The 25,412-nt window shown below is 59.0% G+C and carries 25 protein-coding genes; 14 read left to right on the forward strand and 11 right to left on the reverse strand.

Annotated elements, in window-relative coordinates; genetic code table 11:
* The gene (locus J3362_RS12700) at positions 1-345 is read right to left on the reverse strand and encodes a hypothetical protein (protein WP_008176786.1); all 345 of its coding nucleotides are present in this window, start codon (positions 343-345) and stop codon (positions 1-3) included.
* A gap of 196 nt (positions 346-541) precedes the next feature.
* On the opposite strand from J3362_RS12700, the gene J3362_RS12705 reads away from it, so the two are divergent.
* Positions 542-793, forward strand: coding sequence for a hypothetical protein (locus J3362_RS12705; protein ID WP_349520146.1), 252 nt, complete (start codon positions 542-544; stop codon positions 791-793).
* Here the strand turns inward: J3362_RS12705 and J3362_RS12710 are convergent.
* Positions 790-1,860: a hypothetical protein gene (locus tag J3362_RS12710; RefSeq protein WP_349520148.1), complete on the reverse strand. Its 1,071-nt coding sequence runs from the start codon at positions 1,858-1,860 to the stop codon at positions 790-792. The two genes, J3362_RS12705 and J3362_RS12710, sit on opposite strands and share 4 nt — an antisense overlap.
* A 202-nt stretch (positions 1,861-2,062) precedes the next feature.
* Between J3362_RS12710 and J3362_RS12715 the strand changes: the two genes are divergently transcribed.
* The 3 genes from J3362_RS12715 to J3362_RS12725 are packed head-to-tail and all read left to right on the forward strand — an operon-like array spanning position 2,063 to position 6,540.
* Positions 2,063-5,521, forward strand: a complete 3,459-nt coding sequence (locus J3362_RS12715) for a response regulator (RefSeq protein ID WP_349520948.1) — start codon at positions 2,063-2,065, stop codon at positions 5,519-5,521.
* A gap of 33 nt (positions 5,522-5,554) precedes the next feature.
* Positions 5,555-6,112 (forward strand): hypothetical protein, encoded by a 558-nt coding sequence (locus J3362_RS12720; RefSeq protein WP_349520149.1) that lies wholly within the window; start codon positions 5,555-5,557, stop codon positions 6,110-6,112.
* A 14-nt stretch (positions 6,113-6,126) separates the two neighbouring features.
* On the forward strand, positions 6,127-6,540 hold the full coding sequence (locus J3362_RS12725; protein WP_008176796.1) for a response regulator: 414 nt from the start codon (positions 6,127-6,129) through the stop codon (positions 6,538-6,540).
* A 25-nt stretch (positions 6,541-6,565) separates the two neighbouring features.
* On the opposite strand, the gene J3362_RS12730 is transcribed toward J3362_RS12725, so the two are convergent.
* Entirely contained in the window at positions 6,566-6,838 is a 273-nt protein-coding gene (locus tag J3362_RS12730) for a hypothetical protein (protein WP_349520151.1), read from the reverse strand.
* 546 nt (positions 6,839-7,384) lie between these two features.
* Here J3362_RS12730 and J3362_RS12735 point away from each other — a divergent pair.
* Positions 7,385-7,624: a hypothetical protein gene (locus tag J3362_RS12735; RefSeq protein ID WP_008176800.1), complete on the forward strand. Its 240-nt coding sequence runs from the start codon at positions 7,385-7,387 to the stop codon at positions 7,622-7,624.
* A gap of 15 nt (positions 7,625-7,639) precedes the next feature.
* Here the strand turns inward: J3362_RS12735 and J3362_RS12740 are convergent, their stop codons facing one another.
* A complete protein-coding gene (locus tag J3362_RS12740; RefSeq protein ID WP_349520152.1) occupies positions 7,640-8,173 on the reverse strand; it encodes a 3'-5' exonuclease in 534 nt (177 codons plus the stop codon).
* A 185-nt stretch (positions 8,174-8,358) separates the two neighbouring features.
* Between J3362_RS12740 and queC the strand changes: the two genes are divergently transcribed.
* Together queC and queE are read left to right on the forward strand one after the other, a co-directional pair.
* Positions 8,359-9,024 carry a 7-cyano-7-deazaguanine synthase QueC gene (gene queC / locus J3362_RS12745; protein WP_349520153.1) on the forward strand — a complete coding sequence of 222 codons (666 nt, stop codon included), beginning with the start codon at positions 8,359-8,361 and terminating at the stop codon, positions 9,022-9,024.
* Positions 9,024-9,680 (forward strand): 7-carboxy-7-deazaguanine synthase, encoded by a 657-nt coding sequence (gene queE / locus J3362_RS12750; RefSeq protein WP_349520155.1) that lies wholly within the window; start codon positions 9,024-9,026, stop codon positions 9,678-9,680. Before queC ends, queE begins: the two co-directional genes overlap by 1 nt.
* Here the strand turns inward: queE and J3362_RS12755 are convergent, their stop codons facing one another.
* The 4 genes from J3362_RS12755 to J3362_RS12770 all read right to left on the reverse strand — a co-directional run bounded on the left by J3362_RS12755 (position 9,681) and on the right by J3362_RS12770 (position 14,593).
* Positions 9,681-10,748 (reverse strand): AraC family transcriptional regulator, encoded by a 1,068-nt coding sequence (locus J3362_RS12755; RefSeq protein ID WP_349520157.1) that lies wholly within the window; start codon positions 10,746-10,748, stop codon positions 9,681-9,683.
* Positions 10,749-10,904: 156 nt separating this feature from the next.
* A complete protein-coding gene (locus J3362_RS12760) occupies positions 10,905-11,792 on the reverse strand; it encodes an alpha/beta fold hydrolase (RefSeq protein WP_349520158.1) in 888 nt (295 codons plus the stop codon).
* Between the two features lie 128 nt (positions 11,793-11,920).
* Entirely contained in the window at positions 11,921-13,681 is a 1,761-nt protein-coding gene (locus tag J3362_RS12765) for an ExeM/NucH family extracellular endonuclease (RefSeq protein ID WP_502882432.1), read from the reverse strand.
* 9 nt (positions 13,682-13,690) lie between these two features.
* On the reverse strand, positions 13,691-14,593 hold the full coding sequence (locus tag J3362_RS12770) for a helix-turn-helix transcriptional regulator (protein WP_349520952.1): 903 nt from the start codon (positions 14,591-14,593) through the stop codon (positions 13,691-13,693).
* A 271-nt stretch (positions 14,594-14,864) separates the two neighbouring features.
* Here J3362_RS12770 and J3362_RS12775 point away from each other — a divergent pair, with 271 nt between their 5' ends.
* The 7 genes from J3362_RS12775 (at position 14,865) to J3362_RS12805 (ending at position 22,471) form a co-directional block, all read left to right on the forward strand.
* The gene (locus J3362_RS12775) at positions 14,865-16,148 is read left to right on the forward strand and encodes an MFS transporter (protein WP_349520159.1); all 1,284 of its coding nucleotides are present in this window, start codon (positions 14,865-14,867) and stop codon (positions 16,146-16,148) included.
* Positions 16,149-16,309: 161 nt separating this feature from the next.
* A complete protein-coding gene (locus J3362_RS12780) occupies positions 16,310-16,735 on the forward strand; it encodes a MarR family transcriptional regulator (protein WP_349520160.1) in 426 nt (141 codons plus the stop codon).
* A gap of 3 nt (positions 16,736-16,738) precedes the next feature.
* The gene (locus J3362_RS12785) at positions 16,739-18,130 is read left to right on the forward strand and encodes a DHA2 family efflux MFS transporter permease subunit (protein WP_349520162.1); all 1,392 of its coding nucleotides are present in this window, start codon (positions 16,739-16,741) and stop codon (positions 18,128-18,130) included.
* Positions 18,131-18,368: 238 nt separating this feature from the next.
* Positions 18,369-18,938, forward strand: coding sequence for a TMEM165/GDT1 family protein (locus J3362_RS12790; protein WP_014578946.1), 570 nt, complete (start codon positions 18,369-18,371; stop codon positions 18,936-18,938).
* 52 nt (positions 18,939-18,990) lie between these two features.
* Positions 18,991-20,037, forward strand: a complete 1,047-nt coding sequence (locus J3362_RS12795) for a L,D-transpeptidase family protein (RefSeq protein ID WP_349520163.1) — start codon at positions 18,991-18,993, stop codon at positions 20,035-20,037.
* A gap of 105 nt (positions 20,038-20,142) precedes the next feature.
* A complete protein-coding gene (locus J3362_RS12800) occupies positions 20,143-21,630 on the forward strand; it encodes an NfeD family protein (RefSeq protein WP_349520164.1) in 1,488 nt (495 codons plus the stop codon).
* 37 nt (positions 21,631-21,667) lie between these two features.
* The gene (locus J3362_RS12805) at positions 21,668-22,471 is read left to right on the forward strand and encodes a slipin family protein (protein WP_349520165.1); all 804 of its coding nucleotides are present in this window, start codon (positions 21,668-21,670) and stop codon (positions 22,469-22,471) included.
* A 41-nt stretch (positions 22,472-22,512) separates the two neighbouring features.
* Here the strand turns inward: J3362_RS12805 and J3362_RS12810 are convergent, their stop codons facing one another.
* The 3 genes from J3362_RS12810 to J3362_RS12820 all read right to left on the reverse strand — a co-directional run bounded on the left by J3362_RS12810 (position 22,513) and on the right by J3362_RS12820 (position 25,396).
* The gene (locus tag J3362_RS12810; RefSeq protein ID WP_088558521.1) at positions 22,513-22,794 is read right to left on the reverse strand and encodes an Lpp/OprI family alanine-zipper lipoprotein; all 282 of its coding nucleotides are present in this window, start codon (positions 22,792-22,794) and stop codon (positions 22,513-22,515) included.
* 206 nt (positions 22,795-23,000) lie between these two features.
* Positions 23,001-23,564, reverse strand: a complete 564-nt coding sequence (locus J3362_RS12815; RefSeq protein ID WP_349520167.1) for a L,D-transpeptidase family protein — start codon at positions 23,562-23,564, stop codon at positions 23,001-23,003.
* Positions 23,565-23,671: 107 nt separating this feature from the next.
* Positions 23,672-25,396 carry a potassium/proton antiporter gene (locus J3362_RS12820; protein WP_349520168.1) on the reverse strand — a complete coding sequence of 575 codons (1,725 nt, stop codon included), beginning with the start codon at positions 25,394-25,396 and terminating at the stop codon, positions 23,672-23,674.
* Positions 25,397-25,412: the final 16 nt, after the last annotated feature.

Below are 25,412 nucleotides of genomic sequence, written 5' to 3' on the forward strand. Positions count from 1 at the left end.
TCAGAGCGTCCTGAGCTGGGCTTCGAGTATGCCCAGCACGGAGGACAGAATGTCCCTGAAATCCGTCAGGGTCTGTGTGCGCTGGATGACGTCTTCCCGGTTTTCATCAAGTCGCTCAAGCTTGGGCACCACCCGGCGTATGCCTTCTGTAATTACCTCATAGGGGTAATGGTGGTCCTGGATACTGAGCTTGTTTATCTCGGCCACTTCCTGGCTGAAGATGCTGATGATGTCGTACAGCATGTCCTTGTGGTGAATGCTGCTGGCTTCCCAGTAGGCATCGTCCAGCAGTTCCAGCAGCGACAGATATTCACGGAGGGTATCCGCCACGGATGTCTGGGTCATGGGAGCTCCTGTCGGTGGGCAATGTCGTCTCTACAGGGAACTATAGCAGGGGTTCTGTCGTCTGGATGACAGGAGGTCCGGCAGAGCTGAAAATAAAAATGAAACTCTATTCATTTTAATTGCACTATGTCGGACAGTTGTGCAGAATTGCGTGATGGGAAAAGGATCTATCACGACTCATTGGACGAGAAGCCGAATGGACAAGCCCACATCCCCCAGTAACCAGTTCGCCTCCCGCGAGGTCAAGCTGGACCATCACGATAGCGTTCGCAATCATGTGCACCAGCAGGTGCGGTCTGAAGTTGAACGGCTGGAGCGCCGAATAGAAACCCTGCGTCTTGTCAAAGCGCCCCACGCGGCCATCATGATCTCCACCTATGAACGTATGATCGACCGCAAGAAAGGCTTCCTGCAGAACTGGGACCTCAGGGATGGCGGCGCCGGCTAGCGGCCGGCAACAGGCACCGTTGTCCAGCTGGTAATCGCGTCGGCATCTTCCTGGTAGGTGCAATTGGCCGGATTCGGAATGGTGTCCTGCCCGTCGGTTGAGTCAGGGTCGTCAATGCGCGCTGGCTCGCCGTTCGAGGCAAAAATCCTCACCAGATCCATGTTGTAATCCAGCTCGACTCTCAGGCAGTCCGGGCTGTTGTCTCCCAGGCCATAACCCGGATAGCGATCGAGTGTGATTACGTCGGATTCGTCATTCTTGATAAACAGCGTGTCGGTGTTTTCGTCAATGAAATCCTGGCGCAGTTCAATGCTGCCATGGCTCCGGCTCAGGTAGTCGGCGGTGGCGAATTCAGTGGGGCTGTAGCCCAGCGTCATGAAACTGTTGGCATCAAACCGGCTGCCTGCCAGCACGCTGACCAGCTCCGGCTGGGCGGCCTGCTCCTCTTCTTCAACGCTGCGGCTGACATACTGGATCGTGCGATATACCTTGTTTTCGAGGTCCGAGCCTTCCGGGCCATCCGGCAGGTAACGCCAGTCGAGGGTGGGGTAGATCCAGAGCTGGTCGTTCAGCGGCAGATTGCCAATCACCGCCGACTGGTCTGTGAACCGGATCTGCGCGCCGTTACCCCGGGTGTTGTAGGTGCCTGCGACACCATCTGCAATCCTCTGGCTGATGTATCGTTTGCCTTCCTGGAAATTGGTGACTTCGCCGGAGGCCAGCACCTGGTTCATCAGATCCAGAGAGTTGCGCACGCTGTCATAACTGGTGCCCGCATCCGTTGGCGTGGCGCTGGTGAAAATATCGATGTGGCTGCGTATTTCCCCGGTGGTTTCCAGATCGTCGGGATCGTCTGCCGCGGGCTGGATGCCCCGGTAGAAGTCCCAGAAACGGGTGTTGTCGAGGTTGTCCGGCGCCACCTTGGTGTTTTCCAGGTTGAAGCTCGAGAAGGTCAGATCCACATTGGTAGCCGGATTGAACGCGGACGGGCCGGTATCCTCAAGTCCGCAGCCACTCAGGACAAGTGTGGTGATGGAAACAGCGGCGAAAATGCAGGAATGTCTCATTTCAGATGGCCCCGGGATGCGGAAAACGGTGTAAACGGCTAAAGTGAGTCACCGGGACGGTATAGCCCCGGCGTGGCTACTGACAGTAAAACAAAAAACCGGTATCTACCCTCGCGGAGATCACATTTTGCGGCAACGGCTTGAATTGGCGCTTCCAGCGGTGACGTCTTTGGTAGTGGCCCTGCTGTTCCTGGCCACGGCCATGATGCCGGCGTCGGCCAGTGCGGCCGGGCCCTGCCGTGATGGCAAGATTGTCCTGGACGGCGGTATCGAGAGTATTCGTGATCTGGGTGGCTGCATCTGGTATCTCGAGGACCCGGGGCAGGCATTGACCCTTGATGATGTTCGCGCTCTCGAATCGGGTGCCTTCACCCGCCACGAAGGCGGCGTGTTGAACTTCGGCTACACGGAATCCGCATACTGGGTGCGCCTGGATCTGCGCTCGGGTGGCAATCTGGACCAGAACGGATGGATCCTTGAGCTTGCCCTGCCACTGGTGGATGAAATCACCCTGTTCATGGTCCGCGACGGAGATCTGGTTGATCAGCGACAGGCGGGTTACGAGGACAACTGGGTGGAACGGGACCTGGCCGTCCCCAACCCGACATTCCGCCTCTCGCTGGCACCGGATTCCCTCAGCCACGTCTACCTGCGGGTGGTCAACACTAATACTTTCCGTCTGCCGATCAGCCTCTGGCACCCGGACAGCTACATCGAAAAAGTCTCGGTTGATGAGCTGGTGCGGGGCATCCTGCTTGGTTCGGTACTGGCCATTCTCGCCTACAACCTGTTCGTCGCGGTCTCGGTTCGCGAGCGGAGCAACATCTATTACGTGCTCTACCTGGTCTTTGCGGCCATCTTTATCTTCACCGAACAGGTTCACGGTATCCAGCTTCTCGACAGCCGGCCCGCTCTGTTCGACAAGCAGTTCCTGCACTTCCAGATCATTCTGACCTGGTTCTGGGGACTGCTGATGGCAAGGTCGCTGCTTGAGACCCGAGAGCGGTCTGCCGATCTTGATCAGGTCATCCGCCTGTGCCTGTATTCGGTGGTTGCCACTTTTGTGCTGTCGCTGTTCCTGCCCTACCACGTGGCCATGGAATGGATTGTGGTTGGCTCCATTCTGCTGAGCCTGATTCTGATCGTGGTCAGTTACCTGTCCTGGCGCTATTACAACCCGGCGGCCCGTTCCTATTTTTTCGCCTGGACACTGGCGCTGGTGGGCTTCGGTATCTACGCCCTGACGGTGATGGGCATACTGCCGCTGAACACCTTCACTGCCTACTCGCCCCAGTTTGGTCTGACCGCCCAGATCATTCTGTTCTCGTTTGCCCTGGCAGACCGGATCAAGCAGGTTCAGGGCGAGGCGCTGGGCTGGAGCCAGCGGGCGTTGTCGAATCTTCAGCGCTACCAGTCGTTGTTCGATAACGCCATCGAGGGGGTCTTCCAGATGTCCCCGGATCGGCGTTTTGTTACCGCCAATCCAGCCATGGCGCGTTTGCTGGGTTATAACAGCAGCCGTGAGCTGCTCAAGCGGAACCCGGACGTGCTGGAAACCTGTATTGCCGATGATCGCCTGCGGCGGTTGGTGGTTGAACAGCTGGAGGCCCGGGGCACGGTCAAGGGCATTGAGGCCCGATACTTGACCCGGGATGGTGACGAGCGCTGGGCGACCATCTCACTTCACACGGTGTATGACACCGAGGGTGAGCCCACCCATCTGGAAGGCACCTGCATCGACGCCACGGAAAGTCACAATCGACAAAGGATCGAACGGGAGCGTGAACAGGAGCGGCTCGAAAAGGAACTGGCCCGAAACTCCGCGGAGGCGAAAAGTCAGTTCCTCGCCAACATGAGTCATGAAATCCGCACACCACTGGCGGCGATCATCGGTTACGGCGAAACCCTGCTTGATCCGGATCTGAGTGAGCCTGAGAAAAGAAGCAGCGCCGAGACCGTTGTGCGCAGCGGGCGCCACCTGCTGGATCTGGTCAATGATATCCTTGACCATTCCAAGATCGACGCCAACAAACTCGATGTCGATATCGTATCGGTCAATCTGCCGGAACTTCTTGATGAAATCCGCGCCTTCTTTGCCCCCCGGGCCCGGGAAAAAGGGTTGGATTTCAGTATCATCTGCGAGTACCCATTGCCCGAGCAGATCCTTACCGATCCGACCCGACTGCGACAGATCATCATCAACCTGTGCGGAAATGCCCTGAAGTTCACGGATAGAGGTTCTATCTCCCTCGTAGTTCGCTGTGATCGGGAGCAGGAGCTGCTGGTGGCTCGGGTAGTGGATACCGGCATTGGCATGAAGCCGGAACAGTTGGGAAGGCTCTTTGATCCTTTTGCCCAGGGCAGCGCCGCCATTTCCAGGCAATATGGTGGCACTGGCCTTGGGCTTAGCATCTCGCGTCGTCTGGCGGAAATGCTCGGCGGCAGTATCCGGGTGAACAGCACCTATGGTGAGGGCAGTGAGTTTGAGCTTTCGATCCGGACGGGGCCACTGGATGAGGTTCATTTTCTGCGCGATGCCTCAGAGCTTAGCCAGCGCCGCAGGGCCATCCCCATGGTTGTGGCGCCACGACTGTCGGGACGCATCCTGTGTGCCGAGGACAACGATGTGAACCGTCGGCTCGTCTCCTTGCTGGTGTCGCGAACCGGCGCCGAGCTGGTCCATGTGAGCAACGGTGCCGAAGCGCTGGAACTGGCGATTCGCGAACCCTTCGATCTGATATTGATGGACATCCAGATGCCGGTGATGAACGGGCGTGACGCGACGGCGGCACTTCGGGAAGCCGGGGTGAATACGCCGGTGATTGCCCTGACCGCCAATGTGATGTCCGAAGACATTGCCGACTATCGGCTGGCGGGCTGCAATGAACATCTGGCGAAGCCCATCGACAAGCAGCGATTCTATGAAACCCTGGCCCGCTACCTGTCGGTTACCCCGGAACTTGCCCACAGCCCAACGCCGCGCTACCAGGGCAAGGTGCTCGTTGCCGAAGACAACACGGAGAACCGTCAGCTGGTGGAGCGGATGCTGCGCCGGGAAGGTCTGGACGTCGTGGCTGTTACCAACGGTGAGGACGCGGTTCGGACAGCATTGTCCGATACCGTTCATCTGGTGCTGATGGACCGTCACATGCCCGGTATGGATGGCGTTGCTGCCACCAGACTGCTGCGCCAGGCCGGGTTCCGGCGGCCGGTGATTGCCTTCACAGCCGGTGATCAGCAGGAAACCGATGCATTGCTTGAGGCCGGTTGTGATGGCGTGCTGAACAAGCCTATTGACCAGTCCCACCTTACGGCCCTGCTGGATCGACTGCTGGGCACGGGGCGCGTTTTCGCCACGGATACCGGCGAAGACGCTGAAATTGCCCACCTGGTGGCGCAGTTTCTTGATGGGCTTGCCGCGCGACGGGCCCGAATGGACGCCGCGTTGGCGAACGCTGATCGTGAGGCAATGAAAACCGAAGCCCACCAGATCAAGGGCACGGCGGGAGCCATGGGCTATCCGCTGATGACCCGACAGGCAGGAATAGTGGAAGATCTTCTGAAAGTCACCGAACCGGACTGGGACCGGGTTCGCAGCGAACTCAAGGGTTTCGGTGAAATGATAGACCGTGCCCTCGCCGCTGCGAAAACCCCGGGCTGATGTGTGCCGAGAACAACCAACAGGAAGAACCCGATGAGTGAGTTGCCGGAACGCCGAGAACACCATTCCCTGAGCATGATGTATGGTACTTATGCCGATATCCTGTTTGTGTTGTTTCCCTTTCTGATTATCGGCATGCAACGGCTGTGGGAAGGCCGGCTTTACGAAACCCTGCTGCGACCGGACCTGAGTATCGCCGCCGCTATTCTTGCTGGTCTGGCTATCGGCAAGTTCGTGCTCGGTCTCGTGACTAACCGGGATCTCGGGCGTTACAAGGAGCGGATTGTTTTCTTCATTGCGCTGACGCTTTTCGTGGTGCTGGGGCCGGCAATCATTCTGATCCTGAGTATACTGGGCAGCGCGGATGTACCCGGTTTTGTAACCTTTGTTCAGCCGATCCTTCTGATTATTGCGATATCCCTCTACACAACCGCCGTGAGCATCAGCAATATACTGACACGGTTTGGCATGGAGGATGGGACGACGGACAATCAGGAGACCCCGCCACGCTCTGACTACAATGACATGAGTGAGCACCGACCAGCGCCGCTGGACCTGCCGCGGCGCACGGGCAACGACCCGACAGTTTGAGAGGAGCAACCCACATGACGGATCTGAAAGTGCTGGTAGTGGAAGATGAGCCGGTGATGCGAGAGCGGCTCGTGGATATGCTCTACAACGCTGGCGCAACCAAAGTGATCGAGTGTATTGACGCGGCTTCCGCGCGGACGGCTTTCAAGGCCGGGGAATTTCACATCATTCTGCTGGATCTGGGATTGCCGGACGGCGATGGGCATGAACTGATGCTGGAATTCAAGGATGCTCGTGAGGAACAGCACATTGTGCTGGTGACGGCGGACGATTCGATCGAGAGTATTCAGCGGGCGATCAGTGCCGGCGCTAACGGCTACGTGGTCAAGCCCTACTCCCAGGAAAAAATACACGATGTTGTCAATAATTACGCCATGGTTCACGGTGGCGATATGGCAATGATGCAGGGTCTGAACCGGCGCCACTAACCGGTTCAGACACGCGGCTTCTGAATCAGGCGACCTGCCGGGCAATCCAGGAATTGTAACGGGTCGCCAGTGCTCTGACGTACCGTGCCTCGGCGTCGTTCATATCGCCCAGGACGCCCTTGAAGATCCAGCCCCGCTCATACACGCCCAGCACCCGCTGTTCGTCATCCAGATTGACGCGCTGATTCAGTTTTTTGCAGATTGCATCCAGCAGCGGCAGCTTCTCCGGACGCTTGATCGGGCCCTGGCGATTGTTCATGGGCTGGTTTGCTGCGCGAGTTGTCGGATGTCTCTTCATGATGTTCTCCTTGTCGTTTTGCGGCTGCAAAAACAAAACCCCGGTGCTTGAAGCAACCGGGGTTTCGCGGAGAAGCTGACCCGGTCGCTACATAGGCTCCCGGGACTGACCGAAAGCCGTTAGATGTCTTTCACCATCGCGCGAACAGACTGCCCTGCATGGCAACCTGCTGCTGTGTAAGCACTGAACTGTGGAATCATCCTGGTCATACCGGCTCTTGTGTTTCGGTTCGACTACCAGTGTATAGGCTAATGGGCCGTTTGCAATAGCCCTGCTTCTTCGGCAAACCCCTACAGACGGCCTCCAGGGCCGCTTGGCATAATCCTACCCGTCACGTGTTTTACGTTGTGCAATCCTGACTGCCTGCCGCGCCAGGCAGTCTATGGATCTCTCCTTTCTACGCAGCCTCCATGGCTGCGTTTTTTTTGGGTAGTGGAATCTTCGTAGCCATTATTTCTTACAGATTTTGCGGCCTGTCCCGGCGATAATTCGCACACTAATATTCGATTAATAGCCATCAACAGACAGAGGTTGAAACCTAGCAAAATGTCCGACGAAGCCGGATCTGCCAGTAAAAAGTTCCGTTCCCACGCATTGATTGAACTCGCCCTGATTATTGCACTTGGTCTTTACCTGCTGGTCGCGCAGGAGCAGGTCGTGGGTGAGAATCTGGTGTTTACCGTGACCGGAGCCGCACTCATGGCGCTGGTGACCTACTGGACGCTGAATACCCTCAGGGATGGTCTCGAGGTCATCGCATTGCGTGTCCGTCACGCCAGGCACTGATCACCTGGAAGTGCGTCAGGCCTGCCGGGTTTGACCCGTTAACGGCGCCAGTTCGTCCTGATCCGGTGCAATCCGTTCCCAGGTTTTGTGGAGAATCAGGGCATCGTTTGCGGCCCGATGCACAGGCAGGCCAAGCTCTGTAATTACCTGTTGGCGAAGTGCCGACCACTCGCGTACCTGCCTCGTGTCCAACAGCGCTGAAATGGATTCAAGCTGAAATGTAGGCGTTATGCGGGCGGCCTTGAACAAACGGTGCAGCCAGAAACTGTCGAACGTCCAGGCATCGCAAAACACCTGTTCCGGGAGCAGTTCGTTGAGGGCACTGGCGACTTCGCTCACCGCAATACCATCCGCTTCCAGGGTCTGGCGGGAAATGCCGTGGATCTGCTCAGCACTTTGTGACCAGTCCTGCCAGAGCACATGTGGGCTGATCAGCCAGCTGTGGAGGGTGCCATCCGGCATGCAGATTCCCACCTCGATGGGGTAGCTCGCGATCAGATCAAGGCTTGAAGCCTCGAAATCGATGAATGCCGGCTGGATAGTGGTCATGGAGTCAGTGTAGCTGATGAGTTGTTTTTCGCTGAGTTTACCCGCCCCGCAAGCGAGACGCGAACCCAACCTGTTCCTGCACTGTTACAATATGTCCATTCATTGTAAAAGCCCGATGACAGCAACAGGCCTCGGGCGCGACAGTAAACCAGCCAAATCCGAACCGCACCATACGGGGAGCCCGAATGACAGACACCGTAGTCGTTATCTATTCCGGAGGCATGGACTCCTACACCCTGCTGCATCTGGCCCGGGAGCGCGGCTACCAGGTTCATGCCCTGTCCTTCAACTACGGGCAGCGCCACGTCCGGGAGCTTGATTGCGCGCGATCTGTATGTGGAGCGCTGGGTATTCCCCACAAGGTGATCGATATCCGCGCCATGAGTGAGGTGATGGCCGGCTCATCGCTGACCTCGGATATCGATGTGCCGGAAGGCCACTATGAAGAAGACAGCATGAAAGCGACGGTGGTGCCTAACCGAAACATGATTCTCCTGTCCCTGGCGACCGGTTACGCCGTGACCGCGGGTGCTGGCGCCGTCTGGTACGGAGCTCATGGTGGCGACCACGCTATCTACCCGGACTGTCGCCCGGAGTTTGTGGATAAAATGGACGCGGTCTGCCGCGTGGCCAACTACGAGCCGGTCGGCATTGAGGCGCCCTTTATGACCATGGACAAGGGTCAGATCCTGGCTGAAGGCCTGCGTCTGGGACTGGACTATGCACAGACCTGGACCTGCTACAACGGCCGGGAGCGGGCTTGTGGACGCTGCGGCTCCTGTGTTGAACGACTGGAAGCCTTCGCTGCCAATGGTGTCAAAGATCCCCTGGACTACGAGGCGGCAAGCTGATGTATCGGGTCAAGGAAGCCTTCTACACGTTGCAGGGCGAAGGCGCCCAGGCCGGGCGTGCTGCCGTGTTCTGTCGTTTCAGCAAGTGCAATCTCTGGACCGGTCGCGAGAAGGATCGTGCCACTGCCGTGTGCAGTTTCTGTGATACCGATTTTGTCGGCACTGACGGTCAGAATGGCGGCCGCTTTGAAACCGCGGAGGCGCTGGCCCGTCACATACGCAATCTTTGGCCCGACGCACCAGGCAAGCCCTACGTGGTCTGCACCGGTGGCGAGCCTCTGCTGCAGCTGGATGCTCCCCTGATTGAGGCACTGCACCGGGAGGGGTTCGAGGTCGGGGTAGAGACCAACGGTACCCTGCCCGCGCCCGAAGGAATCGACTGGCTCTGCGTCAGTCCGAAAGCCGATGCCCCGGTGGTGCTTGAGGCCTGTGACGAGTTGAAGCTGGTTTATCCCCAGCCCCTGGCGATGCCGGAGCGATTCCTGGGCATTCGCGCGAGCCATTACTTTCTGTCGCCGATGGCCTCTCCTTCAATACCGGAAACGGCCGTGGATGAGATCAAACAAAGCAATACCCGTCGCGCCACCAATTATTGTCTCGCGCATCCCCAGTGGCGCCTCACCCTGCAGATGCACAAGATCATCGGCATCGACTGATTACCCCGTGGCCAGTGCACGCCTGGCGTTGGTGAGATCTGGGCCCGGCGGCGAAATTCGGTAACGGCTGGGGCTGCTGCCGGTCCAGCGCTTGAAAGCCCGGGTGAAATTCGCCGCGTCGGCGTAACCGAGGGCATCGGCAATCTGGCTCAGATTCATGGTGGTACTGCGGAGCAGATCCTGTGCCCGTTCCAGGCGGACCTGATCTACCAGCTGCTGGAAACTGGCGTCTTCTTCCTGCAGCCGCCGCTTGAGCGTTCTCTCGGACACAAACAGGGTGGCCGCTACCCGGGCCAGTTTTGGCGGGAAGGGGTGGCTGGTCTCGATCACCCGTCGGACGCGACAGGCAAATCCGGCGTCTTCGGTCAGCTGCCGCAGCGCTTCCTCGCACTGGGCTTTGGACGAGGCCGCCAGTTGATCATCGGTGAAGCGCACGGGCAGGCTCAGACGGCCAACCGGAATCACCAGGGCATTCTCCGTAGCGCCGAATTCCACCGGTGCCGGGATCTGTGAGCGGAAACGCTGGAAATAGGCCGGCTCCGGTCCCCTTCGAACAATCCGCAAACCGTCAATGAGTGAGCCCGTCAACTGTGCCCCCATGGAAACGCAACCGAACAGCATGGCGTCCATGATAAAGCCGTGCAGGGGTCCGAGGTCGATATCACAATTCACAACGTACCAGGCCAGGTTGCCGGTCTCCCGTTTGCAGACCCGAAGATGGGGCACCCGCAGCGTCAGGTATCGGGTCATCAGCTCCATGGCATCGCCCAGGGTTCGGCTGCTCATGACGGCCGTGCCCAGGGCACCGTGCAGGGGCAGCTTCAGCTCCCTGGCGAGCATGATCCCGAGTCCGGGTTCGCCGCTCTCGATAATGGCCCGGGTGACGAATTCGCTGGCCTGGGTCTGGCTCACCCGCCGATCGGTGGATTGCAGGCGGACCGGGTCAAGACCGACCCGGAGTAGAAGGTCCTGTTCGTCAACACCGATGGTGTTCAGCAGTTCGGCCAGAAGATGCAGGTAGATGGCCGGCATGCCCAGGTCCTGTGCCGTTGAAACGGAGGCGCGCATGGGATTTCCTCGTCTGATTCTGTTCTTGTTATGTCGCAGAACGCTTGGTTTCGACGATTATGGCGCCTCGCGGCTCGTTGCCCCATGACTTCGGTGACGGAATAAATGGCCTGAAAGGCCAATCATCGCCCCTTTGGCAGGAAGCACCCGGATCGATCACTGGCCATGACGGCGGACGAAGTGTTCCAGAGCTGCGGCAGATCGCCCGGGCGTTTCCAGCATCGGAAGATGCCCGACACCCCGGAACATGTGGATTTCCGCCTGAGGCGTGGCCGAGCTGAACCAGTCAACGCAGCGGGTCGGGGTAATCACGTCACGGTCACCCCACTGAACCTGCAGTGGCGGTGTCTCGGGGCCCAGGTAGCGGGCCGGTGCCAGCGCGTCTGCCACCATGTCACTGAAGATATGCCGGAGGGCCTCGGTGCGGCCCAGGAGGTCCGGTCCGAGAAGGCCGGCCATGGCAAGTCCGGAGACCGTGGGCTTGCCGGTGCCGACACTGTTGAACATACGGTAGACGCCTTTCCAGTCCCGTGGAATCAGGATGCCGTCCCGGTCAGACTTCAAGGGGGCGTGAATGTCTACCTCCGTATTTTCGGGGATGCCGGCGCTGTTGAGCAGCGTCACCGAGCGGGGCGCCGGATCCAGTGTGTGGGCCAGTACTGCGGCAATCGCGCCACCCATGGAGCTGCCGGCCAGATGGATGTTGTCCGTGCTAACGCCTGCAAGCCACTGAGCCAGTCGACGGGCCTGGGTTTCGTACCGGTAGCAGGCCTCCGGCCGGTAATCACTCTCCCCGAACCCCGGCAGATCCGGCGCCAGAAGATGCCAGTGTCTTGGCAGTCTTTGCAGCCACAGGCCCCAGTTTTCCTTCATGGCGGCAAAGCCGTGAATCAGCACGATCGTCGGGCGGCCGACATCTGGCGATCCCCGTTCCAGGAAAACCATCTTGTGCCCATCGACCATGGTTTCACGGCGGCGGGCCTGGAGAAGAAATCGTTGTCCCGTGCGGGCAGCGGGCCAGAAGTTGGGGGCAGGAATTCTCATGGTTGTCAGCGATCACCGGTGTTGGGTCTGACCGCCAGTCTACCGGGACCAGCATCCGGAGCCTTGGCCACAGTGCCCGTGGACGTCGGCGAATGGGCAACAGATTGCCCGTGACGGGGCGTCGAAAGTCAGAGCTTCAGGTCGACAATCACCGGGTTATGGTCGCTGGAGCGCCAGGGTCCCCGGCCGGATGCAGGGTGATCGCTCCGGTAGTCGAGTACCCGGGGCTCATCGGCGTTCACCAGCCAGCTCCAGGCACCCGTAACCCTTGTTTTTAAGGTCTCGGAGGCGAGTACGAAATCCAGCGAGCCCTTCTGACCACGGTAACGGTAAGTGTAGTGATCACAGGTCTTTTCGGTGCAGGGATGGAAATGGTCCACCATGCTGGTAAAACCTGCCTGCTCCAGCGCCGCGATGGGATGTTCGCGGGCATAGCTGTTGAGGTCACCGATTATCAGGGTGCCGACTGAATGGTGCCTGCGGGTGTCGCTGCCGGACCAGGCGGCCAGTGTTTTCGCTTCGTTGGTCCGCCGGCTCGCGTAGCAGCCCTGGCCATCGGCCTGGTCCTGATTATCGCCACGGGCGCCCCGACAGGATTTCGATTTCAGGTGAGGAACAATTATCTGGATGGTGGCATCACCGTCTGTTCGGCCGAAAATCTGTGCCAGGGGAGGCCGGCCTCCCGATTCAAATGGCCCTTTGGCGAGCCGCTCTGGCGGACCAACGGCGCTAATCCTGTCGCTGCGGTAGAGCAGACCGGTCCGGATCTCGTCATCGCCGTCCTGGCCGGGCGTGCTGACGAACCGCCAGGTGCCGCCCAGGGCGTCTGCAAGTTCGGCAATGGAACTTGCCGGTCCATAGCCGTCGTTCTCAAGTTCGGTCAGCGCAAGAATGTCCGGATCGGGGGCCAGAAGTGTGTTCACCAGTTGTTGCTGCTGGCGCCGGAATTCCGCCGGTGTCTCAGCCCCGCGACTCGTTGGAAACCCGCCGCCCCGGCCATCTCCGTTGAAGAAATTACCAAGGTTCAGAGCCATGATCCGTACCGAAGCCTCACGTCGCGGCTCGGGCGCGGTTTCTCTGGGATTGGTGGCGAGGAAAGCCGGCTCCTGAGAGGGCTGGAGCCGCCAGGCATCGAAGCGGAAATCCAGCACACCGACGAGCCCTTTAATCTCATCCCCGGCCCTTACGGTTGCCGAAGACAGGCCGCCTGGGGGCCAGGGTACCGGGCGTGGGTCTCTCTGGGACCGGTTGTCATCAAGCAGCACGCGGTTTGCCCCGTTTCGGGTGAGTGCCCGGTGTGCTTCCTTGCCGGGCGGCAGGTATTCCGTGGGCTGAACTTGGTCTGAGGCGGCCAGCGCCAGCTCGCCATAGCGAGCCAGGTTGTAGTTGTCCACCACCGTCAGGGCCTGGCGAAAGGTAACTCTCATGTTCTCCAGATGTTCCGGATCGATGGTCCAGGGCAGGGTTATAGGAATCGGCGTTGGTAGTGCCTCATGCCCGCAAGTTCGGATGCTCCGAACCGACACCAGTTCGGTGAGACCGTGGTATTCCTTCACCTTTCCGGTTACCCGCAGTCGCATGCCGACATCGGCGATATCACGATTGGTGTAGATAAACAGCGCTTCGGAAGTGGCGGGATTCCCGTCGGCCTGGTGATCGGCCTGCTGCAGGTAAAAACCACCAAAGCCGCCCTTTGCCCGGGAATCCTGGGTCAGGATTCCCTCGACGGTGACGGTATCTCCCGCCATGGGCGAGGCCGGGCCATTGCCCTGGATCCGGGAAATGGGTGTTGCGGGATCACCACAGAGCGAGTCTGCCGTCGCTGCTACGGGCAGAATCGACAGAATCAGGACGCAGAGAAAGAAATACCGCCAGGTCTCAGAGCTCACACTGGCAGTTTAGCTGAGGCCGGCAACGGCTTTGAGAGCCTGCTCGCGTTTGCTGCCAAATCCCAACTGGTCGGGATTGGCCAGCTCAAGCTGTTGCACCAGAGGATCCGGGTGCTCATTGTCGAAGGTAATGCCGAGCCGGGACAGTACGTAAGGGGCAAGCGCGGCACGGGTAGCAACCTCCAGACGACCATGTTCCATGCCGTAGTCCCGGGCAATGATCTCTTGCTGGGCTTCGGTCAGGCGCTGATCCGGGGTGACCACCAGAGTAACCTGCCGGTTCCAGTGCTCGTCCTGGTCCCGGTTGTGCCTGGCGCGCTGCCGGAGGGCTTCGGGCGAGGTCCGGAATCGGCTCAGGGCGAAATCCCGGAATTCCCGGTTTGAGTCGCACCAGGCCCGCAAGTGCCAGCTGTCGCCCGCACAAACCAGAGTATGTGGCTCAAGTATGCTTTCCACCGCTTCCGGTCGGCTCAGGGAGGCATAGCTGGCCCGCAGCTGTCTACCCTGTCGTGTTGCCGTCACCACGGCACGCATGGTGTCCGGCGCGATGACGCGATTCGGACCCTGAACCACTGTGCTGTCCGGCAGACCAATGTTCAGGGATTCAAACGTAGTGCTCAGGTTTTGCTGGCGGGCAAGCAGGTCCAGATATTCATTCACCACGCCACGGGTGACCACCGGGCGAAACCTATCGGCCGGGACATAACCTTTCAGGTGACGGTCGTAAACCAGGTTGCCCGGCGCCAGTTCGCGTAGATAGGTGTTGATATCCTTGGACGCCTGCTGACGACCGATCCCGAAACTGTGGCAGATGTGGTTGGTTGTCAGACGACCTTCCCACAGGGCAATCGTTTCGATGAGTCGATAGCGAAGCAGCAGATCCCAGCGGATGGGCCAGTCCGTTTTTTTCATAACCAGGCGCTCACGGTCCAATGAATAGCTCGTTTTCATGTTACCTGCTCCGACACTCATGGTCTGTTACGGCGCATTAATGTAAAACCCTGTTAAACCGCTACACGGCGGCCTTTGCGGGTTTTTGTGACGCAGTTAACACGTTTCGGGAAGTGCCTAGTGGCTTCACTTCCCGCTACTGATCTAATACGTCGCCGGCAAAGTCCGGGACTTGCTGCTATTTTGTCTGTCATCCAAGCGAAAATACCCTGTAACGCCCGGAGCCGCTGTAATGACCCGAATGGTCACCTCCCTGTCTGCCCTGATTCTGAGCATTATTCTGCTGGTCAGCGGCAATGCATTCCTGATGACACTGCTTGGCATCCGCCTGAGTATCGAGGCGATATCACCGGATATTATCGGCTGGATTCTGGTCTGCTATTCCATCGGTTTTGTGTTGGGTACGCTCTACGTTCACCGGATTATCGGCCGGGTTGGTCATATCCGGGCGTTCGCCGTGTTTGCCGCCGCTGCCGCTGTTACATCGCTACTCTATCCGATGGCCGTTTCCGAGATTTTCTGGGCCGTTCTGCGGGTACTCTCCGGGTTCAGTATTGCCGGTGTGCTGGTGGTTATCGAGAGCTGGTTCTCCAGCCGTGCCACCAATGCCAACCGTGGTGCGTTGTTTGCGGTGTACCAGATTGTTTTTTATCTGTCCGCCGCCGGCGGCCAGCTCATCGTAAATATCGGCGACCCCGCCAACTTTATGCCTTTCTCGATTGCCGCGATCCTGTTGGCGCTGGCGCTGATGCCGCTTGCTCTGACCAAAATGGAAGCGCCCGTTATTGAGCAGGTTCAGCGTATCTCTATTTTCACTTTGGCCCGGGAGTCCTTTTCCGGTGTTGCCGGCGCCCTGATCTGTGGCGTCATGATTGGCGGCTTTTATGCGCTTGGGCCAGTGTACGCAACACTGATCGGGCTGGACGTTGCCCGGACATCCACGTTCATGGCCAGTGCCATTGTCGCGGCCATGATCCTTGCCTGGCCGCTAGGCCGGCTCTGCGACCGTTTCGACCGTCGCCGGGTGATGTTCTGGATCGCCCTGGTAGCGGCTTCAGCCGCAGGCGGTGTCGGAGTTCTTGGGGCCGACAATGCGTGGCTGTTGACCCTTCTGGTTGGTATGTTCACGGGGCTTTCAGCCGCTTTGTACCCCGTAGCCGTGGCCATCACCAATGACCGTATGGAAAGCACCCGTATTGTTGCGGCCAGCGCCACGCTGTTGCTCAGTTACGGGGTTGGCAGTGTCATCGGGCCGGTTGTCATGGCTGAGTTGATCAACCTCCTGGGGCCGAAAGGCCTGTTCTTCGGCAATGCCGGATTTCTGCTGCTGTTGGCCGCGATTACCAGTTACCGGATCAGTCATACCGAGGACGTTGCCGTTGCAGACCAGGAGCACTTCGTGCCTGCCATGCCGGAAGCGTCGCCGGTTCTTGCCGAAATCGATCCCCGAAACAGCGAGTTCCACGAGTCTCCCGAAGTCGAGGAGATGCACGAAGAGCAGCGTCAGGCGAGCTGATGCTGCTTTCGGTTTTCCCCGATTTTGTTTTTACTTCCGTATCTGTTTTTATTTCAATGGTTAGCATACTATTGGTGACTTTCCGATAATGTGATTAATTAGCCGAAAGTGCGGCAGCGCTCGGCAGGGCCAAGCCCTCTTCTGATATGGAGTGACGACAAATGAGAGACCAGTTTCCTTTTGCGGTAGCGCGGGTTACCCGGCGCTGGAGAAAAATGCTCGATGAGCGCCTGAAGGATCTGGGCGTCACCCAGGCGCGCTGGAGCACGATGGTGTACCTGGAAAAAGGCGGTGAGGGCCTCACCCAGCGGGAGCTGGCCAGCCTCATGGCGATCGAGAATCCGACTCTGGTGCGACTACTGGACAGCCTTGAGCAGCAGAATTTGATCGAGCGCCGGCCCTGTCCGAACGATCGCCGTGCACGGCGGCTGCATCTGACCAACGCCGGCCGGGCGTTTATGGATGACCTTTCCGGGCGAGCCGAGGTGCTGCGCGAGGAAATGCTGGAAGGCATCAGCGACAAAGAGATCGAGTGCACCGTGAAGGTCTTCCACAAGATCCTGGAAAACGCCGAAAAGCAGAAATAACCCTTGGCTGATAACTCAGTTGAGGGGCTGAAAGCCCGCTATGGAGATCGCTGGCGTTGGCTGGCGGTGGCCACGGTGATGATAGGCACCATGGCTACCGTACTCAGCGCTACCGTAGTCAACGTGGCGTTGCACGATATCATGGTGGAGTTCGGCATTCGCCAGGGCCAGGTTCACTGGCTGGCGACGGGCTTCATCGCCGCCATGACCACCACCATGCTCGCCTCCTCGTGGCTGCTGGATCATTTCGGGGTTCGCAAGACCCTTGCCGTAGCCATGTTTTTCTTCACCCTGATTTCCCTTGCCGGTGGTTTTGCCGAGACGCCGGGGCAGCTCATCGCTGCCCGGATTGGCCAGGGTGCCATGGCCGGTTTGATGCAGCCCATGGGCATGTACCTGGTATTCCGGATTTTTCCCCGTGATCGCCGCGGCCAAGCCATGGGTATCTACGGTATGGGGGTAATTCTGGCGCCGGCCCTGGGTCCGGTGCTGGGAGGCTTTCTCGTTGATCAGCTGGACTGGCGTTACGTGATGTTTGCCCCGGCACCCGTCACCCTGGTGGGTGTTCTCATGGCCTGGCGCTTCCTGCCGTTGCCTGTTTCCCAGCCAGCGCGCTATCGCTTTGATCTCCCCGGCCTGATATTGCTCGGGTTTACAATCGCCGTGTCGCTCGACACCCTGAACCGGTTGCAGCAGGCGGCGGGCCAGAAGAGCTGGATTGTCGCCGAAGGATTATTGGCCCTCGGTGGGCTGCTGCTCTTCGTGCTGCGTGAACGACGCACCGCGCATCCGCTGGTGAACATTGCCTTGCTGCGTAAACCGGTGTTTCTTTTCGCCTGTCTGGGTGCCATGGCACTGGGGCTGGCGCTGTTCGGATCCACCTACCTCATTCCGTTGTTCGTGCAGACAGCTCTGGGCTTCAGCGCGACGGAGGCAGGCTTGCTGATGCTACCCGCGGGGATTGTCCTGGGTATGACGTTTCCTTTGGCAGGTCGTATGGCGGACAGGCACAGTGCCCGTGTTCTGGTGGTGTTCGGTATTGGTGCATTTGCCCTTTCCGCCATGCTGTTCGCGCTGTCCGATCTCGAACTCGCCTTTGGCTGGCTGGTGCTCTGGACAGTGCTTGGCCGCATCGGTATTGGTTTCATGCTCCCGGCCCTGTCGACCGGCGCTCTGAATCCGCTGGAGCCACAGGAACTGGGGGCCGGCTCAAGCACGCTCAACTTCATGCGCCAGCTCGGGGGCGCCTTTGGCGTCAACCTGGTGGCACTGACGATTGAATTCGGTGAGCACACCTCCGGGATGCCCACGATCAACGCGTTCCACTCAGCCTGGTGGCTGGTGGCGGTATTCGTGGCGGTTGCGGCGATTCCGGTATGGAGAATGCGGGTCTAGCGGAGCTTCTGGTTGCGGCTCCGCTCCGAATTTATTACTATGCCGGCATCTCTTCAGGGGAGTAGCCTCCGCACCGGAACTGCCGGTCGGATGATAGTCAACATACTTGGGGCCAAATCCCCATGGCTATCATGTTTCACCGAGACACCGGTGATATTGGCAAGACCTGAGGCGGTTTCACCTCCATTGGGCGGAAGGTGGACTGCCTCATGTCTGGTTATCCGCCCTGGAGTTTTTCATGGACGCTTTCCTCGCTTCAACGGTCGCTGTTGCCATAGCGGAAATTGGTGACAAAACCCAGTTGCTCTCGCTTTTCCTGGTTGCCCGATACGCTACCCGCCTACCTATTATTCTTGGCATTTTTGTCGCAACGGTTCTCAATCACGCCTTATCTGCCTGGCTCGGTGCCTGGGTCGCTTCCTTCATTCCGGAAGCCTGGTTGCCGTGGATTCTGGCCGGCAGTTTTGTTGCGATCGCGCTCTGGTTGCTGGTACCGGACAAGGACGACAGCGATGATTCAAAGTTCCTGGGCATGGGGGCGTTCATGGCCACCACCATCATGTTCTTTCTGGCGGAGATCGGCGATAAGACCCAGGTTGCGACCGTCGTTCTCGCTGCCAGGTTTACCGAGACTTTCTGGGTTATTCTGGGCACCACGGTGGGTATGCTGCTGGCCAATATACCGGTTATCATGGCGGGACGCTGGCTGATGGAGAGGTTGCCCCTCGCCACAGCGCGGATTGGCGCAAGTGTGTTGTTTGTGGCGCTTGCCGTCGTAACAGTATGGGCGACCTATATGAACTCCTGAGGGTACTTGCTGTCACTGTACCCGGTTGCCTGATGCTTTCGGAACGTTTTCTATGTGGTTCAGATTTTTAGCGGTTTTTTCTCTGGCACAGTTTCTGGTGTTCCCGACCGCCGTGTTTGCGGAGGCTCAGGATGCTGCCAGCGACCCGGAATACCCCGAGGAGCCGGATCGAAGCCCTCGTGTGCCGACATTCCCGGTCCAGGGGGATCTGGCCGGAGAGCTCGGTGTTTTTGAAACCCGTTATGAGGACACCTTTGCCGGCATTGGTAACCGCTTGGCCATGGGGTACCTGGAGCTGGTCAAGGCCAATCCTGGCGTGGACCCCTGGCTACCCGGCGACGGCACCACCATCACCCTGCCGCGCCAGTACGTGCTGCCGGACGCCCGGCGTGAAGGCATCGTTATCAATCTTGCCGAGTACCGCCTGTATTACTTCACCGATGAGGGTGTGCAGGTGTACCCCGTGGGCGTTGGCACGGCAGAGAATCCGTCGCCTTTGACCGATGCCGAGGTCACCATGCCACTGGAGTCCCCGGCCTGGTACCCGCCTGCGAGCATTCGGGCAGAGTATGAGGCGTCCGGAGACTATCTGCCCAGGATGATTCCGCCCGGCCCCGGCAACCCGCTTGGGACCCACGCCCTGCTCCTGAGTGAAAAGGGCTACCTGATTCACGGCACCAACAAGAAATTTGGTGTGGGCATGCCGGTCAGCCACGGGTGTTTCCGAATGTACAACGAGGATATCTCCCGGTTCGTTTACCAGGTCGAGAAGGGCACTCCGGTCCAGGTTGTGCACGACGCCGTCAAGATCGGTTTTTCGGATGGCGAGGTCTGGCTGGAAGTCCATCGTCCCCATGAAGATTACCCCCGCGAAGATCGAGAGCGCTTGTGGCAGCAGGTGTTTGCTGAAGTTGAAGCTTTCCGAACCCGTCATCCGGATGTCGAGGTCAAACGCGGTGCCATTGAACTGGCCGTCGACCAGGCGGACGGCCTGCCGACCATGATTGGTGAGCGGGTAACCCGGATGGCCGCAGACAAGACTGTGGAAGAGAAGTCGCCGGAATCGGCCAAGGAGCCGGAGCAGCGGCTATACTTCTGATGTGGTGCGCTGAACACGGTTGTCGTCCCATGTAGGACAGAACCGCGGTCCTGCTGCCATCGTATCTGTATCAAGTTGAATTTCTTCCGGATCCGGGGAGGCTTTATGCAGGCACACCGTCCCATGCGATCACAGAATCCCGCCCGCCTCCGGGCCTGGGCTCTGGTATTCCTGACAGGTGTGCTGCTAGCGCTGGCGTCCCTGGCCCATCAGGTTTTTGCCCAGCAGAAATCCTCCGATATTGCTCTGGTACTCACGGTTGAGGGGGCTATCGGCCCCGCGACCATGGACTACGTCACCCGGGGCATTCGCCGCGCCGAATCCGAGGGTGCCGGTCTGGTAGTTATCGAAATGGATACGCCTGGCGGCCTGATGGATTCCATGCGGGATATCATCAAGGTGATTCTGGCCTCCGACGTTCCTGTCGCGACCTATGTTTCCCCACAGGGCGCCCGGGCTGCCAGCGCCGGCACCTACATTCTGTATGGCAGTCACATTGCCGCCATGGCGCCTGCGACCAACCTGGGTTCGGCCACGCCTGTGCAGATGGGTGGGCTGCCGGGTAGCCCTGAACCGGAGAGCGATCCGGCCTCCGAAGCTCCCACATCCGAGGAAGGTTCGGATTCCGCCTCCGATTCGTCATCTGGCAGTGACCTGCAAGCCAGCGATGACGAGGGTAAACGGCGCGGAGGCACCGCCATGGAGCGAAAGGTTCTGGAGGACGCGGTCAGTTACATCCGCGGCCTGGCCGAACGCCATGGCCGCAACGCCGACTGGGCTGAAGAGGCGGTCCGTGAGGCTGTAAACCTCGGTGCCGAAGAGGCGCTGGAGAAGAACGTCATTGACGTAGTTTCACCCAACCTCCGGGATCTGTTGCAGCAAGTGGATGGACGCACCGTTCGCATGGCGTCAGGTGACAGGACCCTGAACACGGCCAATATGGAAATCGTCCGATCCCAGCCAGACTGGCGCACCCGCCTGTTGTCGGTGATTACCAATCCGAACGTGGCCTACTTTCTGATGATCATCGGCTTCTACGGCATCATCTTCGAGTTGGCCAACCCCGGTGCCGTAGTGCCCGGCGTGATTGGCGCGATTTCGCTGATCCTGGCGCTATTCGCCTTTCAGGTCCTGTCGGTGAATTATGCCGGCCTGGCGCTCATTCTGCTCGGGCTGGCGTTCATCGTGGGCGAAGCCTTCGTCCCCAGCTTTGGGATACTGGGGGTCGGCGGGATTGTCGCCTTCGTGACCGGTTCGATCATATTGATGGACGGCAGTCACCGGGATATTTCCCTGCCGACCATTGGCGGCACGGCCGTCGTGGCTGCCGGTTTTATTCTGTGGACGGTGACACGGTTTATCGGGCTGCGTCGACGGCATCCGGTCAGTGGTGCCGAACAGATTACCCACGAGGAAGGTGTAGCGTTGGATGACTTCTCCGGAGACCATGGCCATTTTCGCGGCCACGTCCGTCTGAGCGGTGAGCGTTGGAACGCCATCAGCGAAGGATCGGTCAAAGAAGGTGACCGGGTTCAGGTGACAGCAATCGAGGGTTTGACGGTAACCGTAAAGGTCATTCCGGACAACGGCTGACCTGGCAGACAAAGTAACGGCAATACAAGGAGGCCGTATGATTGGCGATCTGATTCCCTATTTGGCACCCACGGTGGTGTTACTGCTGATTCTCGTTTCGGCCATCAAGATCCTGCCGGAGTACGAGCGGGGCGTGGTGTTCTTTCTTGGTCGGTTCCAGGGTGTGAAAGGCCCGGGGCTGATCATTGTGATTCCCGGCATTCAGCAGATGGTGCGGGTGGACCTTCGGGTAATAACTCTGGACGTGCCCAGCCAGGATGTCATTTCCCGGGATAACGTGACGGTGCGGGTGAATGCCGTGCTTTACTTCCGCGTTGTGGACCCGGAGCGGGCCATTATCCGGGTGGAGGATTTTAATTCCGCGACCAGCCAGCTCGCCCAGACAACTCTCCGGTCGGTGCTGGGTAAACACGACCTGGATGAAATGCTGTCAGAACGGGACAAGCTGAACTCCGATATCCAGGAGATCATCGATGCCCAGACAGAGGAATGGGGCATCAAGGTGGCCAATGTGGAAATCAAGCACGTGGATCTCAACGAATCGATGATTCGTGCCATTGCCCGCCAGGCTGAGGCCGAGCGTGAGCGGCGTGCCAAGGTCATCCACGCGGAGGGCGAATTGCAGGCGTCCAAAAAGCTGGTGGAGGCTGCGGATGTCATGTCCACCAATTCCGGTTCCATGCAGTTGCGTTACCTCCAGACCCTGGCAGATATGAGCAACACGAACTCATCCACCATTGTGTTCCCTCTGCCGATGGAACTTATGACCACGTTCCTGAAGGAGAACAAGCCCTTTACGCCGGAGAAATCCGAACCGGAAAAGCCCGATTCCGGGGCATAAAAAAAGGCCGGCATTGCCGGCCCTTCTGTTACGTATCAGCCTTATTTCTGGCTGGCACGCTCGAGCATGCGCTTGGCACGCTCGTTTGCTTCATCAGCGGCTTTCTGGGCTGCCTTGGCAGCGGCCAGAGCTTCTTCTGCAGTCTGCTGGGCAGTACGTGCAGAGCTGGCAGCGCTGTTAGCGGTGTTCAGTGCATTTTCTGCAGTGCGCTCAGCGGAGCTGGCGGTTGCATTCGCTTCGTCGAGTGCGCCCTGGTCGGTGGTGGCACAACCTGCAGTCAGAGCAGTAGCCAGTGCAATCCCGGCGATCGTCAGTTTACGCATTGTAAATCCCCTTATTGGTCGAGTTATTTCCTGTGATCCGAAAGTCAGTATAGACGACTTCCTGTCAACCTGCGCAGCAACGTTTGTCAGGCAATGACTACCGGAGTCGTTAAACAGTGTAAAACACTGTAAGCGGGAATGTTAACTGCAGATACGTAAATTTGCTAAGCATGTGACAACAACTTAATGCGGCTGTCAGGTTTGGCTCAGGGGTTAATGCTTATGGGGGTTCCGTTGGACACCAGTTGCCAGATTTCGTCCATCTCTTCGTTGGTCACAGCGATGCAGCCATCGGTCCAGTCCAGACCGGTGTAGGCAAAGGCCATGTCGCCGACGTTATTGGGCAGGCCATGGATCATGATGCTGCCACCGGGATCCAGGCCCCAGGCGGATGCCAGTTCCCGATCCCGCTCACTGGGGTAGGAGATGTGGATGGATTTGTAGAAATCGCTCTCGGCATTTCGCCAGTCCAGGGTGTAATCGCCTTCCGGTGTGCGCTCGTCACCCTCGTACAGCTTGTGGCCTTCCGGATTGTCGCCGAGGGAAATGCGGTAGCTGCGAACCACATCCTCGCCATCCATCAGATACAGGCGGCGCTCTCCCTTGCGAACCACCACGCTACTGACGTTCTGAATGTCCGCGGGCTCATACATGGTGGCAACCGGCATCCGGGTGTCGGCCTTGGCCAGCAGCTCGGTTGCAAAAGCAGTCGGAGCAGCGGCGATGCAGAGCAGGGCGAGGCTGGATAATAGGGCGCGGAAAATACTCATGTCCTTAACTTACCAATGATTAATCTTTGTACAGGCGTTTTATACCATAGCCCGCAAGGGATCTGTTAAGGGGTTTTGTTAACTTTTTTGGCTATCTGGTTCGCTGATCAACCATTTTGTGAATTGTCCATCTTCAGTCCCACCTTGGTTACCTTGTCGGCACTGGTGGCCCGGGCCACCAGCGTTACCGGACCAAGGGTGACCAGGTCACCGACAACCGGGTGCCCCTTGGTGCGCCTGGCAAAGCATTCAGCCAGGGACAGCTCCGGGGGCAGATCGTCGAACTCAATGCCATAAACCTGCTCGACGTCACCCAGCAGAGCATCGCCGTTGAGCACAAAATCTCCGAAAAATGCACGTTCAGCCAGGTATTTGGGCGCATGCCGGCCGCTCAGAGCCTTGCCGAGTTCCGGCAACACACTGGGGGTTGCGAACATCGCCACCATGTCGCCACTGGAGACTTCCAGATCGGCCTTAGGCTGCAGGCAAACCCGGTTCCGGAAGACGCCGGCTACGGCGGTGTTCTCAGGAAACCGAAGCTGACTCAGCCGCCGAGGCGTTTCCCAGATTTCGCCACGCAGCGGGAACAGCATCAATTCGTGATCGCCGGCGGCCGGCGCATCCAGGGGCAGCCTTCGATAGGGATCCTCTCCGGCAGGAACTTCCAGACGAAGTTTCCGGGCCAGGGGTGTCATGGTGGTGCCCTGAACCAGGAGCGAGACCAGCACGATAAAGAAAGCCGCGTGGAAGACCAGTTGCGCTTCCGGCAAGTCCGCGATGATCGGGAACAGGGCCAGTACGATCGGTACCGCACCCCTGAGGCCGACCCAACTGATGAAACCAAGTTCGCGCCGATTGAAGGCAAACGGCCAGAGGGTGAGCATGACCGTCAGCGGGCGGATAATGAAGATCAGCGAGAGGGCCAGGATCAGCCCGCCGCCGGCCAGCGGAATCAGATCGGAGGGCGTTACCAGTAGTCCGAGCATCAGGAACAGGCACAGTTGGGCCAGCCATGCCAGACCATCGTGCACCTGCAGGATCATCGGCATCATCCGGACGTGGCGGTTACCGATCACCACGCCGGTCAGATAAATGGCCAGAAATCCGCTGCCGCCGAGGGCGTTTGTGGCAGAAAACACCGAGATGCCGGCGGCGGCGACCAGAAGGGGATACAGAGAAGGAGTCAGGCGGATACGATTGGCCAGCTCAACCACGGCGAAGCCGCCAATGATCCCGGCAACGGCGCCGACGCCGAATTGCTGCACCAGCATGGATAAGACCGCCCAGCCCGCGTGGTCGCCATCGTTACCGATGAGCGTGACCAGCATCAGGGTCAGGAAAATCGCCATGGGGTCGTTACTGCCGGATTCGATCTCCAGGGTGGCACTGACCCGTTCGTTCAGGTGCAGGCCCCGCCCCTGAAGCAGGGAAAACACGGCGGCCGCATCGGTAGAGGAAATGATGGCACCAATTAGCAGGGCCGTCAGCCAGTGCAGATCGAATACCCACCAGGCCACAACCGCGGCGCCGGCGGCGGTCATCGCGACCCCGAGCGTGGCCAGTACCAGGGCCGGTTTTAACCCCACGCGGAAGGTTTCGGCACGGGTGCGCATGCCGCCGTCCAGCAGGATCACGCCCAGCGCCAGATTGGCAATCAGAAACGCCAGCTCAAAATCGTTAAACTGGATGCCACCCGGGCCGTCCTCGCCCATCATCATGCCGACCACGAGAAAGATCAGCAGCACAGGCATGCCCACCCGGCTGGAAAGCGGGCTGAGCACGATACTGATGACCAGCATCAGGGCGCCAATCAGAGTCAGGGTGGGGTCCATTGTTGCTCCAGACAGA

The organism is Marinobacter sp. NFXS11, assembly GCF_040148675.1.
In the GTDB taxonomy this organism is placed as follows: domain Bacteria; phylum Pseudomonadota; class Gammaproteobacteria; order Pseudomonadales; family Oleiphilaceae; genus Marinobacter.

Coding starts and splice junctions, on each gene's coding strand:
- J3362_RS12700 (WP_008176786.1), bottom strand. CDS start 345: ATGACCCAGACATCCGTGGCGGATACCCTCCGTGAATATCTGTCGCTG.
- J3362_RS12705 (WP_349520146.1), top strand. CDS start 542: ATGGACAAGCCCACATCCCCCAGTAACCAGTTCGCCTCCCGCGAGGTC.
- J3362_RS12710 (WP_349520148.1), bottom strand. CDS start 1,860: ATGAGACATTCCTGCATTTTCGCCGCTGTTTCCATCACCACACTTGTC.
- J3362_RS12715 (WP_349520948.1), top strand. CDS start 2,063: ATGATGCCGGCGTCGGCCAGTGCGGCCGGGCCCTGCCGTGATGGCAAG.
- J3362_RS12720 (WP_349520149.1), top strand. CDS start 5,555: ATGAGTGAGTTGCCGGAACGCCGAGAACACCATTCCCTGAGCATGATG.
- J3362_RS12725 (WP_008176796.1), top strand. CDS start 6,127: ATGACGGATCTGAAAGTGCTGGTAGTGGAAGATGAGCCGGTGATGCGA.
- J3362_RS12730 (WP_349520151.1), bottom strand. CDS start 6,838: ATGAAGAGACATCCGACAACTCGCGCAGCAAACCAGCCCATGAACAAT.
- J3362_RS12735 (WP_008176800.1), top strand. CDS start 7,385: ATGTCCGACGAAGCCGGATCTGCCAGTAAAAAGTTCCGTTCCCACGCA.
- J3362_RS12740 (WP_349520152.1), bottom strand. CDS start 8,173: ATGACCACTATCCAGCCGGCATTCATCGATTTCGAGGCTTCAAGCCTT.
- queC (WP_349520153.1), top strand. CDS start 8,359: ATGACAGACACCGTAGTCGTTATCTATTCCGGAGGCATGGACTCCTAC.
- queE (WP_349520155.1), top strand. CDS start 9,024: ATGTATCGGGTCAAGGAAGCCTTCTACACGTTGCAGGGCGAAGGCGCC.
- J3362_RS12755 (WP_349520157.1), bottom strand. CDS start 10,748: ATGCGCGCCTCCGTTTCAACGGCACAGGACCTGGGCATGCCGGCCATC.
- J3362_RS12760 (WP_349520158.1), bottom strand. CDS start 11,792: ATGAGAATTCCTGCCCCCAACTTCTGGCCCGCTGCCCGCACGGGACAA.
- J3362_RS12770 (WP_349520952.1), bottom strand. CDS start 14,593: ATGAAAAAAACGGACTGGCCCATCCGCTGGGATCTGCTGCTTCGCTAT.
- J3362_RS12775 (WP_349520159.1), top strand. CDS start 14,865: ATGACCCGAATGGTCACCTCCCTGTCTGCCCTGATTCTGAGCATTATT.
- J3362_RS12780 (WP_349520160.1), top strand. CDS start 16,310: ATGAGAGACCAGTTTCCTTTTGCGGTAGCGCGGGTTACCCGGCGCTGG.
- J3362_RS12790 (WP_014578946.1), top strand. CDS start 18,369: ATGGACGCTTTCCTCGCTTCAACGGTCGCTGTTGCCATAGCGGAAATT.
- J3362_RS12795 (WP_349520163.1), top strand. CDS start 18,991: ATGTGGTTCAGATTTTTAGCGGTTTTTTCTCTGGCACAGTTTCTGGTG.
- J3362_RS12800 (WP_349520164.1), top strand. CDS start 20,143: ATGCAGGCACACCGTCCCATGCGATCACAGAATCCCGCCCGCCTCCGG.
- J3362_RS12805 (WP_349520165.1), top strand. CDS start 21,668: ATGATTGGCGATCTGATTCCCTATTTGGCACCCACGGTGGTGTTACTG.
- J3362_RS12810 (WP_088558521.1), bottom strand. CDS start 22,794: ATGCGTAAACTGACGATCGCCGGGATTGCACTGGCTACTGCTCTGACT.
- J3362_RS12815 (WP_349520167.1), bottom strand. CDS start 23,564: ATGAGTATTTTCCGCGCCCTATTATCCAGCCTCGCCCTGCTCTGCATC.
- J3362_RS12820 (WP_349520168.1), bottom strand. CDS start 25,396: ATGGACCCCACCCTGACTCTGATTGGCGCCCTGATGCTGGTCATCAGT.